General features: G+C 70.8%; 12 protein-coding genes. 8 read left to right on the forward strand and 4 right to left on the reverse strand.

Annotation, left to right across the window (positions count from 1 at the left end):
* Positions 1-205: 205 nt before the first annotated feature.
* Complete coding sequence (locus tag IEZ11_RS02515) at positions 206-1,138, reverse strand: carbohydrate kinase family protein (protein WP_189260848.1); 933 nt, start codon at positions 1,136-1,138, stop codon at positions 206-208.
* Positions 1,123-2,031, reverse strand: coding sequence for a pseudouridine-5'-phosphate glycosidase (locus IEZ11_RS02520; RefSeq protein WP_189260849.1), 909 nt, complete (start codon positions 2,029-2,031; stop codon positions 1,123-1,125). The genes IEZ11_RS02515 and IEZ11_RS02520 overlap by 16 nt, the downstream gene beginning before the upstream one ends.
* Positions 2,032-2,128: 97 nt before the next feature.
* Here IEZ11_RS02520 and IEZ11_RS02525 point away from each other — a divergent pair, with 97 nt between their 5' ends.
* Positions 2,129-2,557 carry a VOC family protein gene (locus IEZ11_RS02525; RefSeq protein ID WP_189260850.1) on the forward strand — a complete coding sequence of 143 codons (429 nt, stop codon included), beginning with the start codon at positions 2,129-2,131 and terminating at the stop codon, positions 2,555-2,557.
* Between the two features lie 45 nt (positions 2,558-2,602).
* On the opposite strand, the gene IEZ11_RS02530 is transcribed toward IEZ11_RS02525, so the two are convergent.
* Together IEZ11_RS02530 and IEZ11_RS02535 are read right to left on the reverse strand one after the other, a co-directional pair.
* A complete protein-coding gene (locus IEZ11_RS02530; RefSeq protein ID WP_189260851.1) occupies positions 2,603-3,157 on the reverse strand; it encodes a methylated-DNA--[protein]-cysteine S-methyltransferase in 555 nt (184 codons plus the stop codon).
* A gap of 50 nt (positions 3,158-3,207) precedes the next feature.
* A complete protein-coding gene (locus IEZ11_RS02535; protein WP_189260852.1) occupies positions 3,208-4,077 on the reverse strand; it encodes a glycerophosphodiester phosphodiesterase in 870 nt (289 codons plus the stop codon).
* Between the two features lie 277 nt (positions 4,078-4,354).
* Between IEZ11_RS02535 and IEZ11_RS02540 the strand changes: the two genes are divergently transcribed.
* The 7 genes from IEZ11_RS02540 (at position 4,355) to IEZ11_RS02570 (ending at position 13,303) form a co-directional block, all read left to right on the forward strand.
* The gene (locus IEZ11_RS02540) at positions 4,355-5,221 is read left to right on the forward strand and encodes an MHYT domain-containing protein (RefSeq protein WP_189260853.1); all 867 of its coding nucleotides are present in this window, start codon (positions 4,355-4,357) and stop codon (positions 5,219-5,221) included.
* Positions 5,222-5,261: 40 nt separating this feature from the next.
* Positions 5,262-7,409, forward strand: coding sequence for an excinuclease ABC subunit UvrB (gene uvrB, locus IEZ11_RS02545; protein WP_189260854.1), 2,148 nt, complete (start codon positions 5,262-5,264; stop codon positions 7,407-7,409).
* A 157-nt stretch (positions 7,410-7,566) separates the two neighbouring features.
* A complete protein-coding gene (locus IEZ11_RS02550; protein ID WP_089100950.1) occupies positions 7,567-8,145 on the forward strand; it encodes a TerD family protein in 579 nt (192 codons plus the stop codon).
* A gap of 49 nt (positions 8,146-8,194) precedes the next feature.
* Complete coding sequence (locus IEZ11_RS02555) at positions 8,195-10,420, forward strand: TerD family protein (protein ID WP_189260855.1); 2,226 nt, start codon at positions 8,195-8,197, stop codon at positions 10,418-10,420.
* A gap of 222 nt (positions 10,421-10,642) precedes the next feature.
* Positions 10,643-11,644, forward strand: a complete 1,002-nt coding sequence (locus tag IEZ11_RS02560; RefSeq protein WP_189260856.1) for a TerC family protein — start codon at positions 10,643-10,645, stop codon at positions 11,642-11,644.
* A gap of 129 nt (positions 11,645-11,773) precedes the next feature.
* Positions 11,774-12,076, forward strand: a complete 303-nt coding sequence (locus tag IEZ11_RS02565) for a hypothetical protein (RefSeq protein ID WP_229712777.1) — start codon at positions 11,774-11,776, stop codon at positions 12,074-12,076.
* 126 nt (positions 12,077-12,202) lie between these two features.
* Complete coding sequence (locus IEZ11_RS02570) at positions 12,203-13,303, forward strand: calcium:cation antiporter (protein ID WP_189260857.1); 1,101 nt, start codon at positions 12,203-12,205, stop codon at positions 13,301-13,303.
* The last annotated feature ends 17 nt before the right edge of the window (positions 13,304-13,320 follow it).

Raw genomic sequence — 13,320 nt, forward strand, 5'->3', positions numbered from 1 at the left:
ACGACGCCGCGACCACGCACACCGCTGCCGGGCACGGTGCCGTGCCGAGCCGCTCCGTTTCCGGTCGTGGGGCCGTGACGAGCCGTGCTGTTCCGGGCGCGAGGCTGTGATGAGCCGCTCCGTTTCCGGGCGTGAGGCCGTGACAGGCCGTGCCGTTTCCAGCCGCGAGGCTCTGAGCTGCGCCACCTCCTTACGGGTGCCGTGATCAGTCGGGGGCGGGTGGTCTCGCCCCCACGCGTTCCACCGCCCGTGAGCCCGCCTGGCAGCCCCGTACCGCCGCCTCCCGAGCATCCGCGCCGGCGACCAGCGCGGCGAGGAACGCCCCGGTGAAGGCGTCACCGGCCCCCGTGGTGTCCCGGGGCGTCGCCGGTGCGGCCGGGACACGTGCGAGGACGTCGCCCGCCCGGGCCACCAGCGCACCGTCGGCTCCCGCCTTGGCCACCACCAGCGGCACCTGGCGACTCAGCTTGGCCGCGGCGTCCGCCGGATCGGGCAGCCCCGTCAGCAGACAGGCCTCGTCCCGGCTCGGCAGCAGGACGTCCACCCCCTCGGCGAGCGCCAGGAAGCGGTCCACCCCGAGCTCCACGAGGAACCCTGCCGACGCCGGGTCCAGGCTCACCGGCACGTCACGCGCGCGTGCCGCCGCCAGGGCCACCGCCACCAGCGCCCGGCTCGGTTCGGAGAACAGCAGATAGCCGGAGAGATGCAGCCGGGCCACCCCGTCCAGCAGCGTGTCCGACCAGTCGGAGGGCTCCAGTCGCAGGGACGCCCCACTGTCCGTGAGGAAGGTGCGCTCGGCCGCGGCGCCGTCGTCGACCAGACAGATCACCGTCCCCGTCGCCGCCTCCGGGTCCACCACGAGCCGGGGCCGCACTCCGGCTGTGACCAGCTCCCGCTCGTGCCACTGCGCCGCGTCCGCGCCCACTCGTCCCAGCAGCCGGACATCCGCACAGCCCGTGTGGGCGGCCCAGCAGGCCACATTGGCGCCCGCCCCGCCGGGCAGGGTCCGGATCACGGCGGCCGTGTCGGTGCCGGCCGCGAGCGGCCCCCGGTACCGCGCGACGACATCGGTGACGACGTCCCCGACAACCAAGAGCGCCCCATGCGCCCCCCGCTCGGTCGTCACCCCCGGGCCCACGCCGAGGCGATCCGCGCTGCCAGCCGGACGTTGCCGCGCACGGCCGCCAGATTGGCCTCCAGCGAGGCCCCGTCGGTGTGCCGGACCAGATAGTCGAGCAGGAACGGTGTGACCCCCTGGCCGGAGATCCCCTCCGCGTCGCACGCGTGCAGCGCGTCGGCGAGCACCCGTGCGTGCAGCGCGGGGTCGAGCTGCTCCGCCTCCGGAACGGGATTGGCGACGATCAGCGCCGTGTCCGCCGCGTCGAGCGCGTCCTGGGCCCGCATGACGTCCGCGACCTGCTCCGGGCTCCGCAGCGTCCAGTCCACCGGATGCCCGGAGTCGGACAGGTAGAAGCCGGGGAAGCGGTCCGTGCCGTACCCGGCGACGGCCACACCCAGGGTCTCCAGGCGCTGGAGGGTGGCCGGCACGTCCAGGATCGACTTCACCCCCGCGCACACCACCGTGATCCGGGTGCGCGCCAGCAGGCCCAGGTCGGCGGACTCGTCCTGGGTCGCCGTCCACTCACGGTGCACCCCGCCGAGACCGCCCGTCGCGAACACCCGAAGGCCGGCCAGCGCCGCCAGCTGGGCCGTCGCCGACACGGTGGTCGCCCCGCTCGCCCCCGCCGCCACGGCGAGCGGCAGGTCGCGGTGGCCCAGCTTGCGGATCCCGTCCTCGTTGGCGACCCGCTCCAACTGGTCCTTGGCCAGGCCGACACGGGGTCGCCCGTCCAGTACGGCGATGGTCGCGGGCACCGCGCCCGCCCGCCGTACCGTGTCCTCCAGCTCCAGTGCCACCTGGAGGTTGCGCGGGCGCGGCAGCCCGTGCGCGATGATCGTGGACTCCAGGGCGACCACCGCGCGACCCGCGTCGAGCGCCTCCCTGACCTCTTCCGACACCACCAGCACCACGCCTGTCTCCTGTCTGTCGGTCTTCCCTCATCTCTGTCGGGGGCCGCATCCGGCTAAACGCTTGCGGCCTGTGGGGGACGCCACCAGCCTGGGCGGCATGACGAATCCCCCGGTACGTCTGGACCACGTCGTCCTCTGGGTCGCCGACCCGGCCGCCGCGGCCGGCTTCTACGAGCGGATGCTCGGCCTGGAGCCGCTGCGGGTCGCCGAGTTCACCGCGGGCGAGGCGCCCTTCCCCTCGGTGCGTGTCAACGAGGAGACCATCCTCGACCTCGCGCCGCTCACCCTCGGCGCGCGCATGCCCGCACTCCCCGGCGCCGCCGGCAGCGCGGGCCACCCCGTGAACCACGTCTGTCTGTCCCTGCCGCCCGACGCCTTCGACGCCCTGCGCGCCCGCCTCGCCGAGCACGCCGTGCCCATGACCGACATCGGACACGACTCCTTCGGCGCCCGCGGCAGGGCCCCGCGCAACTTCTACTTCCGGGACCCCGACGGCAACGTCGTCGAGGCACGGCACTACGGCTGACCTGCCCGGCGGGGCACCGCACGACCGGGACTCGGGGGCCGTGCCTCAGAACAGCGGCTCGGGCAGCACACCCTCCAGGGCGAGCAGCTTCCGCTTGGTCTCCAGGCCGCCCCCGAACCCGCCGATCCCGCCGTCGCTCTCCACCACCCGGTGACAGGGCACGACGACCGGCAGCGGATTGGCGCCCATCGCGGCGCCCACCGCCTGCGCCGCGCCGGGCTGACCGACCCATCCCGCCAGATCGCCGTACCCGACCACCGTGCCGTACGGGACACCGGCGGCCAGTTCGCGCAGCACCTGCCGGTTGAAGCCGGAGATCAGCGACCAGTCCAGCGGCAGGTCGAAGTCCTGCCGCCGGCCCGCGAAGTACGCCTGCAGCTGGGATATCGCCTCGGCCAGCACGGGCTCCGCGGGATCCTCGACGGGCTCGGTGCCCAGCCTGGCCGAGAGCCGCTCCACCGTCCGCTCCCGTACCGCGTCGGTGGCGTGGAACACCACGTTGACCAGGCCGCTGCCGGTCGCCGCGACCAGCAGCGGACCGATGTCGGTGCTTACGACGGCCCACACCACCCGCTGCCCGTACTGCCCTTCGCTGTCCATGTGCCCCACCGTACGACCCGCCACTGACAACGCCCGTCGTCCGGGCGGGCTCAGCTCGCCCGCAGCGCGGCCCGCACCACGTCGGGTCTGTTGGTGATGAGGCCGTCGACGCCGTAGCCGACGGCCTTCCAGGTGGTGACCGCGTCGTTCACCGTCCAGGTGAAGACACGCAGCGGCCGGCCGTGCGGCCCGACGACCGCGTGCACGGTGTGCACATAGCCCGCCGAGATCGACTCCACCGACGGGTTGATCAGGTCGGCGAAGCCCGCGTACCGGCGCAGGGACGCCACCGACGGGGTGCCGAGGTAGCCGGTCGTCACGGCGGGCCGCAGATCGTGCACGGTGCGCAGGCTGTCCGCGCTGAAGCTCTGCACGACGAGCCGGTCCAGGTGCCCGCGGTCCAGCCAGCCCTCGTTGCCCAGCAGCTTGAGGATCTGCTGCTCGATGCCCGGGTACAGCTCCGGGTTCTTGATCTCCAGAAGCAGCTTCTCGTGGTTGTGCTCGACCCGGCGCATGTACTGCGCCAGCGTCGGCACCCGAGTGCCCCGGTACGAACGGGAGAACCAACTGCCCGCGTCGAGCCTGGCGATCTCGGCCGCGGTGAAGTCCTTCACCTTCCAGGGCGCCCGGCCGGGGAAGACCCGGGCGACGTCGGTGGTGCGCCGCAGGCTGTCGTCGTGGATGACGACCAGTCGGCCGTCCTTGGTGCGCTGGACGTCGTTCTCGACCCAGGTGAAGCCCAGTGCGGCCGCCTTGTCGATGGCGGCCAGGGTGTTCTCCGGGGCGTAGGCGGAGGCGCCGCGGTGCGCGATCACCGTGGGCTCGGGGGCGTCGCCGGCCCGGGCGGCGGGGACAGGGCTCAGCAGGGCGGCCGTTCCCAGCAGCGCGGTGGCCGTGGCGGCTACTGCGCGCGCGTGCATGTGTACTCCTCGTGTCGAACGAACACGGACAGCACAAGAGTGACAGCAGTGAGTCAACAGCGGTGGGGTACGGGATGGCCACAGATTGAATGGAGTTGCCCAAGCCCGCTCACTGTTGCCGCACAACTGCGGCAAGGGCGTGTTTCTTTGCCGGAAAATCGTTCGACCATTCCGGTGCGGGTCATACTCTCTGCGTCAACCCTGACCGCTCGGGCGGTCCTGGGACGGGGGCGCATTGCACATATTCCGGGTCGCAAAGGGTGAAGGGCAGCCACGCATGCAGGGCACGGTCGACGGATTCAGCTACGGGGTCGTCACCCCGCTGGTGGCCTATCTGATGGCCTGCCTCGGTGGCGCCCTCGGGCTGCGCTGCACGACCCGGGCGATGCTGGTGGCCCACTCCTGGCGGCCGGCCTGGCTCGCCCTGGGCTCGGCGGCGATCGGATCCGGCATTTGGACCATGCACTTCGTCGCCATGATGGGGTTCAGCGTCAAGGAGACGCCGATCCACTACGACAAACCGATCACCTACGCGAGCCTCGGTCTCGCCATCGTCATGGTGAGTGTCGGGATCTTCATAGTCGGCTACCGGGGGGCCACCGGAACGGCGCTCTTCACGGGCGGCACCATCACCGGTCTGGGCATCGCCTCCATGCACTACCTCGGCATGGCCGGCCTGCGTCTCAACGGGACCCTGCAGTACAACACGCTCACGGTGGCCTCGTCGGTCGTGATAGGCGTCGTGGCCGCCACCTCGGCCCTGTGGGCGGCCGGGCAGGTCCGCGGCTTCCTGTGGAGCGTCGGCGCGAGCCTCGTCATGGGACTCGCCGTCAGCGGCATGCACTACACCGGCATGGCCGCCCTCACCGTTCACCTGCACAGCGCCGGTGTGACGTCCCCGGGCGACTCGCCCGCCTCCCTGCTCGCCCCCATGCTGATCGGCCCGCTGGCCTTCCTCTGCCTCGCGGCTGTCGTGGTGATCTTCGATCCGCTGATGGTCACCGGCAGACCCGACCGGCTCCGCGCGGAGCACAAGCCGGGCGTCCCGGCCGACGAGGTCACCCCCCACCCGAGCCGCCGCCCGCAGCCCCGCGTCGGCCGCCAGCAGAGCCATCACAGCTCGCGCACCCCGCAGAACCGCTGATCAGAACCGGTTGTCAGTGCGGGGCCGTACGGTTGAACCCATGCGGCCCGTTTCCCACATCGAACGCACGGTGGCGCCCTTCGAGGTCGTCAGCCCGTACCAGCCCAGCGGCGACCAGCCGGCGGCCATCGCTGAGCTGGCCAAGCGCATCGAGGCCGGCGAGAAGGACGTCGTCCTCCTCGGCGCGACCGGCACCGGCAAGTCAGCCACCACCGCGTGGATGATCGAGAAGCTCCAGCGCCCCACCCTGGTGATGGCGCCGAACAAGACGCTGGCCGCCCAGCTGGCCAACGAGTTCCGTGAGCTTCTCCCGAACAATGCGGTCGAATACTTCGTCTCGTACTACGACTACTACCAGCCCGAGGCATACGTCCCGCAGTCGGACACCTACATCGAGAAGGACTCCTCGATCAACGAGGAGGTCGAGCGGCTGCGCCACTCCGCCACCAACTCGCTGCTGACCCGCCGCGACGTGATCGTGGTCGCCTCGGTCTCCTGCATCTACGGCCTCGGTACCCCGCAGGAGTACGTCGACCGGATGGTCCCGCTGCGGATCGGCGACGAGATCGACCGCGACGACCTGCTGCGCCGCTTCGTGGACATCCAGTACACGCGCAACGACGTGGCGTTCACCCGCGGCACCTTCCGCGTCCGCGGCGACACCATCGAGATCTTCCCGGTCTACGAGGAGCTCGCCGTCCGCATCGAGATGTTCGGCGACGAGATCGAGGCGCTCTCCACCCTGCATCCGCTCACCGGCGAGATCATCAGCGACGACCAGCAGCTGTACGTCTTCCCGGCCTCGCACTACGTCGCCGGCCCCGAGCGCATGGAGCGGGCCGTCAACGACATCGAGAAGGAACTGGGGGAGCGCCTGGCGGAGCTGGAGAAGCAGGGCAAGCTCCTGGAGGCCCAGCGGCTGCGCATGCGCACCACGTACGACATCGAGATGCTCCGCCAGATCGGCTCCTGCTCCGGCGTGGAGAACTACTCGATGCACTTCGACGGCCGCCTGCCCGGCTCGCCGCCGAACACCCTGCTCGACTACTTCCCGGACGACTTCCTGCTCGTCATCGACGAGTCGCATGTCACCGTGCCGCAGATCGGCGCCATGTACGAGGGCGACGCCTCCCGCAAGCGCACCCTCGTGGACCACGGCTTCCGGCTGCCCTCCGCCCTCGACAACCGCCCCCTGAAGTGGGAGGAGTTCCAGGAGCGGATCGGGCAGGCCGTGTACCTGTCGGCGACCCCCGGCGCATACGAGCTCTCCCGTGGCGACGGCGTCGTCGAGCAGATCATCCGGCCCACCGGCCTCGTCGACCCGGAGGTCGTCGTCAAGCCCACTGAGGGCCAGATCGACGACCTGGTGCACGAGATCCGCAAGCGCACCGAGAAGGACGAGCGGGTCCTGGTCACCACGCTCACCAAGAAGATGGCCGAGGACCTCACCGACTACTTCCTGGAGCTCGGCATCCAGGTGCGCTATCTGCACAGCGACGTCGACACCCTGCGCCGCGTCGAACTGCTGCGCGAGCTGCGCTCCGGCGAGTTCGACGTCCTGGTCGGCATCAACCTGCTCCGTGAGGGCCTCGACCTGCCCGAGGTGTCCCTGGTGGCGATCCTCGACGCCGACAAGGAGGGCTTCCTGCGCTCCGGCACCTCACTGATCCAGACCATCGGCCGTGCGGCGCGCAACGTCTCCGGCGAGGTCCACATGTACGCCGACAAGATCACTCCGGCGATGGAGAAGGCCATCGACGAGACCAACCGGCGCCGGGAGAAGCAGGTCGCCTACAACAAGGCCAACGGCATCGACCCGCAGCCGCTCCGGAAGAAGATCAACGACATCGTCGCGCAGATCGCCCGCGAGGAGGTCGACACCGAACAGCTGCTCGGCTCGGGCTACCGCAAGCTGAAGGACGGCAAGGGTGCCAAGGCTCCCGTTCCGTCCCTGGGTGACAAGGCGGCCAAGGGCGCGAAGGCGGGCAAGGCCGCCAAGGGCAAGGCCGGGGAAGCCGTGCCCACCGACCGTCCGGCGGCCGAACTCGCCGAGCAGATCGAGGAGATGACGGAGCGTATGCGTGCTGCCGCCGCCGATCTGCAGTTCGAGATCGCGGCCCGGCTGCGCGACGAGGTCTCCGAGATGAAGAAGGAGCTGCGCCAGATGAGGGAGGCGGGCCTGGCCTGACCCCTGATCCACTGCCGTACCCCGGCAAGTACGCGAAGTGTTGCAAGACCGACACAAAGCGCGGGCCGGGGTTCGGCACTGTCAGCGGCGCTGCATAGGGTTTTGGTCAACCGCGTACTCCGCGGCAGCAGGGGACATCCGACGAGGGGAAACAGCCGTGACCGTCAACATGACCAAGGGTCAGGCCATCAGCCTGGAGAAGAAGGACGGCGGCTCGTTGAGCGCGGTCCGCATGGGTCTTGGTTGGAAGGCGGCACCCCGGCGCGGACTGTTCGGTTCGCGCACCCGTGAGATCGACCTGGACGCCTCGGCGGTGCTGTTCGCCGACAAGCAGCCCGTCGACGTCGTGTTCTTCCGTCATCTGGTGAGCGACGACGGCTCGGTCCGCCACACGGGCGACAACCTCGTCGGCGGCGCGGGCCAGGGCGGTGACGACGAGGCCATCCTCGTCGACCTCGCACGCGTCCCGGTCCATGTCGACCAGATCATCTTCACCGTCAACTCCTTCACCGGGCAGACCTTCCAGGAAGTGCAGAACGCCTTCTGCCGACTGGTCGACGAGACCACCGGCCAGGAGCTCGCCCGCTACACACTGGACGGCGGCGGCGAGTACACCGCGCAGATCATGGCGAAGGTGCACCGGTCGGGATCCGGCTGGACGCTGACGGCCCTGGGTGTCCCGGCCAAGGGCCGCACCTTCCAGGACCTGGTGCCGTCGATCCTGCCGATCCTGTAGCAGCGGCCCGGCGGCGCACGAGGACACGACACACAGGGGGACGTGGGCCATGGCGGCCGAGCTGGTGCGCGGGCAGAACCATCCGCTCTCGCGGAACCGGATCGAGATCCGGATCTCGGCCGATGCGCCGATCGTGGCCGGAGCCACCCTCGCCGACGAGAGCGGCCGGGTGCGTGACGCCGACGGGGTGGCCCACCCGGGCGCGCCCACACTGCCCGGGATCGAGGTCTCCCGGCAGGCGGCCGCCGAGCACCGGCTCGCCGTCGACCTCGACGCCATGCCCGAGACCGTGCACCGGGTCAGTGTCCTGATCGCCCTGCCCGCCGCGCCCGGCCGCCCGCTCCGCTTCGGCGCCCTGGCCGCGCCGCGCGCCGCGGTCACCGGCCTCGACGGCACCGAGGTCGCCGCCTACACCCTCACCGGCCTGGACGCCGAGTCCGCGGTCGTCGCTCTGGAGCTCTACCGCCGCCAGGCCGCCTGGAAGATCCGCGCGGTGGGCCAGGGCTATGCGGAGGGCCTCACCGCGCTCCTCGCCGACCAGGGCCTGCCCCAGGCCGCCGAACTCGCCCGCGGGATCGAGGAAGCGGTGGCGCACGGCCTGGCCCGCTCGGTCCCGGCGCGCACCACGGACACCGACCGCTCTCGTCGCACCTCCGCCTCCGCCTCCGTCACCGGCCCCGACCTGCCGGGCACCGCCTCCGCCGCCGGGTCTCCGTACGACGTCCGGACACCCGGCGACAGCACCGGCCGGCCAGCTGCCCCCGCCGAGGGACCCGGCGGGACGGAGCCGATGCCCGACGACGGTCGTCCCCCGGCCTCCGACGGGTCGGGCGGGTTCCCGGCCTCCGACGGGCCGGACCGGTTCCAGATCTCCGACGGACCGAGCCGGCCCCAGGCCTCCGGTGGACCGGCCCGGCCTCAAGACTCCGGTGGACCGGATGACCCGGCGGCCGTCACACCCACCGGCGCCCCCATCGACTACACGCATCCGAAGCGCCGTCAGGCGCCCCAGGCCCAGGCCCAGGCCCCAGCCGAGGCCCAGGCACAGGCCCAGGCCCAGGCACAGGCCCAGGCCCAGGCACAGGCCCAGGCCCAGGCACAGGCCCAGGCCTCAGATGCTCCCGAGGCTCCCGCCCCGGCGGACGGGCCCGCGCCGCCCGTGGCGGGTGACGCGGTCGGCTGGTCCATGGACGAGCGGCTCTACAACCAGGTCTGGGGCATGTTCGAGGACCTGGCCCGTTCCACCGCCGCCTTCCGCAGCGCTGTCGACTTCGCCGAGTCCCGCCTGGAGAAGGAACTCGACCAGGCCCTCTCCGACCCGCGCAGCCGACTGGGCTCGGCGGGCGACGTCGCACGCGAGGCGGCCCAGGACCGGCAGGCCCAGTTGGTCGACCGGGCCCGAGCGGCTCTCGACCGGGACCTCGCCCAGCTCACCGCCGAGTCCGAGGTCGTCGAGCCCGCACTGCCACCGGCCTACGCCCGCTGGGACAACCCGGTCTGGCACGGTTACCGGGTGCCGACGGAGCCGCCGATGGCCGTGCGGCTGGGTGATCTCCACCTGCCGGAGAGCACCCCGCTGCGCATCCCGATGCTGGTCCGGCTGCCCCTGGAGCGGGGTCTGTGGATCGACAGCGGCGTGCCTGACGCGTCCTCGTACGAGGACGGCGGCGAGCTGCGGGACCTCGCCCTGCGTGCGGCGGTGGCGCTCGCGGCCCGGCTGCTCGCCGTCCATCCGGCGGGGGAGTTCGGTGTGCAGGTCATCGATCCGGCGGGCGCCGGCGCGTCCGCGCTCGCCCCGCTGACGGGAGCCGGTGCGCTGGACGCGCCGCCCGCGACGGGCGCCGCCGGTGTGACGGACGTGCTGGGGCGGCTCACCGAGCGCGTCGACCTGGTGCAGATAGCGGTCCGCGGCGGGGCGTCCGACGCGCTGCCGCCCGGTCTGGACACCTCGCGGCAGCTGCTGATCGTGAACGACTTCCCGCACGGCTTCGACGACCGGGCCGTGACCCGGCTGCGCTATCTCGCGGACGAAGGACCGGACGTGGGCGTCCATCTGCTGCTGGTCGCCGATCGTGAGGACGCCGCCGCCTACGGCCCGTTGCTCGATCCGCTCTGGCGTTCACTCATGCGACTCACTCCGGTACCGGACGACCACCTGGCCGACCCGTGGGTGGGGCATGCCTGGACCTACGAGCCCTGCCTCGTGCCGCCCGGCAGTCACGTGCTCCAGCAGGTGCTCACCCAGGTGACGGAAGCCCGCACCAAGCGCATGTAAAGTCACCTGAACAGCCAATTTGGTCTTTCTTTTACCAAGAGCTTTACCTTTCCTTGGTGATTGGGGTACTGTTCTCCGTACGGAGGGGAGTACTCCCTGTCTGCTGCGGCGTACCCGTCAATACGGATCCGGTCGGATCCCGGGGCGTCGGCCCGTCCCGGGTGGAAGAGACCTCCGGTAGCGCAACGCCGAATCTTTGCCGTTCACTAACCGGAGGCAACAGTGGATGTATCCGTGACCCTGTGGGTCCTCACCATCCTGGGTCTGGCCGCCCTGATCGCGGTCGACTTCTTCATCGGCCGCAAGCCGCATGACGTATCCATCAAGGAAGCCGGAATCTGGACCGTCGTCTGGATCGCCCTGGCCGGGTTCTTCGGCCTCGGCCTGCTCGTCTTCGGCGGCGGCCAGCCCGCCGGCGAGTTCTTCGCGGGCTTCATCACCGAGAAGTCGCTGAGCGTCGACAACCTCTTCGTCTTCGTCCTGATCATGGCGAAGTTCGCCGTGCCCTCGCAGTACCAGCAGCGGGTGCTGCTCGTGGGTGTCCTCATAGCCCTGGTCCTGCGGGCCGTCTTCATCGCCGCGGGCGCCGCGATCCTCGCCAGCTTCTCGTGGGTCTTCTACCTCTTCGGTGCCTTCCTGATCTGGACCGCCTGGAAGCTGATCCAGGAGGCCCGGGCCGGCGAGGAGGAAGAGGAGTTCGAGGAGAACAAGCTGCTCAAGGCCGTGGAACGCCGGTTCGGCGTGGCCGACCGCTACCACGGCACCAAGCTGTGGATTCAGGAGAACGGCAAGCGGGTCATGACCCCGATGCTGGTCGTGATGCTCGCGATAGGTACGACCGACGTACTGTTCGCGCTGGACTCCATTCCCGCGATCTTCGGCCTGACGCAGGACCCGTACATCGTCTTCACGGCCAACGCCTTCGCGCTGATGGGTCTGCGGCAGCTGTACTTCCTCATCGGCGGACTGCTGAGGAAGCTGGTCCACCTGTCCTACGGCCTGTCGATCATCCTCGGCTTCATCGGCGTCAAGCTGGTACTGCACGCGCTGCACGAATCCGGCGTCCATGTGCCCGAGATCAGCATCCCGGTCTCGCTCGGCGTGATCTGCGGGGTCCTGATCGTCACCACGATCACCAGCCTGAGGGCCTCCAGGAAGCAGGCGGCGGCCGAGGCGGCGCAGGCACGGAGCGAAGGCGCTCCGAAAGACAGCATCGACGTCTGACCACGTCGGACGTAGGAACAACCACCCGCGCAGCGGTGTGAAGCGCATTGCCGGCCCACCGCTGCGGATGCTTCGTTGGGTGGCGGAACGTCCCCGGTCCGGGGGCGCCGCCACCCGGTGGAGGCAAGCGTGACATTCGTCCAGATCATCGACTTCGAGACCGACCGCATCGACGAGATGAAGGCCCTCGCCGACGAGATGGACAGCCGGTTCGCCGGCCGTGAGAACAGCCCCACACGCCGCCTGATCCTGCGGGACCGGAGCCGGCCCGGCCACTACCTCGGTGTGATCGAGTTCAACTCCTACGAGGAGGCCATGCGGAACAGCAGCGACCCCGAGACCAGCAAGTTCGCCGAGCAGATGGCCGCCCTGTGCACCCGGCCGCCGTCCTTCACCGACAGTGACGTCGTGGACCTGACCGACTTCACGTAGACACCCGACCGACCGCACCCGACCACCGCACCCGAACGAACCGGGGGCCGTGCCGCGTCGGCGGCGGGCCCCCGAGCTCGAAAGGACCGGAATGCGAAGCCCGTACGCCTCTGCCACCATCGCTGCATGATCACTCGGCTCAGGTCGCTCACCACCCAGTGGACGTTCCTCGTGCCGGTGCTCGCGGTAGTCCTGCTCCTGTTCACCTGGGGCCGTGGTCTCCCCGGCTGGGCCGTCGCGCTGGTGTCCGTGGTCCTCGCCGGATCGGTCCTCGCCGCGGTCCACCACGCCGAGGTCGTGGCCCACCGGGTCGGCGAACCCTTCGGCTCCCTGGTCCTCGCCATCGCCGTCACGATCATCGAGGTCGCCCTGATCGTCACCCTCATGGTCGACGGCGGTGACAAGAGCTCCACCCTGGCCCGGGACACCGTCTTCGCCGCCGTGATGATCACCTGCAACGGCATCGTCGGCCTCTGTCTCCTCGTCGCCTCGCTGCGCCACGGCACCGCGGTCTTCAACCCCGAGGGCACCGGCGCCGCCCTGGCGACCGTGGCCACCCTGGCCACGCTCAGCCTGGTGCTGCCGACCTTCACCACCAGCAGACCGGGCCCGGAGTTCTCCGGCGTACAGCTGACCTTCGCGGCCCTGTCGTCGCTCATCCTGTACGGCCTGTTCGTGGCGACCCAGACCGTGCGGCACCGCGACTACTTCCTGCCGATCACCCGGCAGGGCGAGGTGATCACCGCCGAAGACCACGCCGCGGCCCCGTCCGCGCGAGCCGCCTGGATCAGCCTCGGCCTGCTCGGCCTCGCCCTTGTCGGGGTCGTCGGACTGGCCAAGGGCGTGTCGCCGGCGATCGAGTCCGGCGTCGCGGCGGCCGGCCTGCACCAGGCAGTCGTCGGCGTGGTCATCGCCCTGCTCGTGCTGCTCCCCGAGACCATCGCCGCCCTGCGCTCGGCCCGTCGGGACCGCGTGCAGACCAGCCTCAACCTGGCACTCGGCTCGGCCATGGCCAGCATCGGCCTGACCATCCCCGCGGTGGCCCTGGCCTCGGTCTGGCTCTCCGGCCCTCTGGTGCTCGGCCTGAGCGCCACCCATATGCTGCTGCTCGCGCTGACCGTGGTGGTCAGCTCCCTCACCGTGGTGCCGGGCCGGGCCACACCGTTGCAGGGCGGCGTCCACCTGGTGCTGTTCGCCGCCTACCTGGAACTGGCGATCAACCCGTGACCGCTTCCGGAGACCGC

It is taken from the genome of Streptomyces fuscichromogenes (genome assembly GCF_014645815.1).
GTDB lineage: Bacteria > Actinomycetota > Actinomycetes > Streptomycetales > Streptomycetaceae > Streptomyces > Streptomyces fuscichromogenes.

What these genes read in the sequence shown, in the direction of transcription:
- IEZ11_RS02525 (WP_189260850.1), top strand. Translation starts at nt 2,129, where the DNA reads ATGACGAATCCCCCGGTACGTCTGGACCACGTCGTCCTCTGGGTCGCC.
- IEZ11_RS02530 (WP_189260851.1), bottom strand. Translation starts at nt 3,157, where the DNA reads ATGGACAGCGAAGGGCAGTACGGGCAGCGGGTGGTGTGGGCCGTCGTA.
- IEZ11_RS02535 (WP_189260852.1), bottom strand. Translation starts at nt 4,077, where the DNA reads ATGCACGCGCGCGCAGTAGCCGCCACGGCCACCGCGCTGCTGGGAACG.
- IEZ11_RS02540 (WP_189260853.1), top strand. Translation starts at nt 4,355, where the DNA reads ATGCAGGGCACGGTCGACGGATTCAGCTACGGGGTCGTCACCCCGCTG.
- uvrB (WP_189260854.1), top strand. Translation starts at nt 5,262, where the DNA reads ATGCGGCCCGTTTCCCACATCGAACGCACGGTGGCGCCCTTCGAGGTC.
- IEZ11_RS02555 (WP_189260855.1), top strand. Translation starts at nt 8,195, where the DNA reads ATGGCGGCCGAGCTGGTGCGCGGGCAGAACCATCCGCTCTCGCGGAAC.
- IEZ11_RS02570 (WP_189260857.1), top strand. Translation starts at nt 12,203, where the DNA reads ATGATCACTCGGCTCAGGTCGCTCACCACCCAGTGGACGTTCCTCGTG.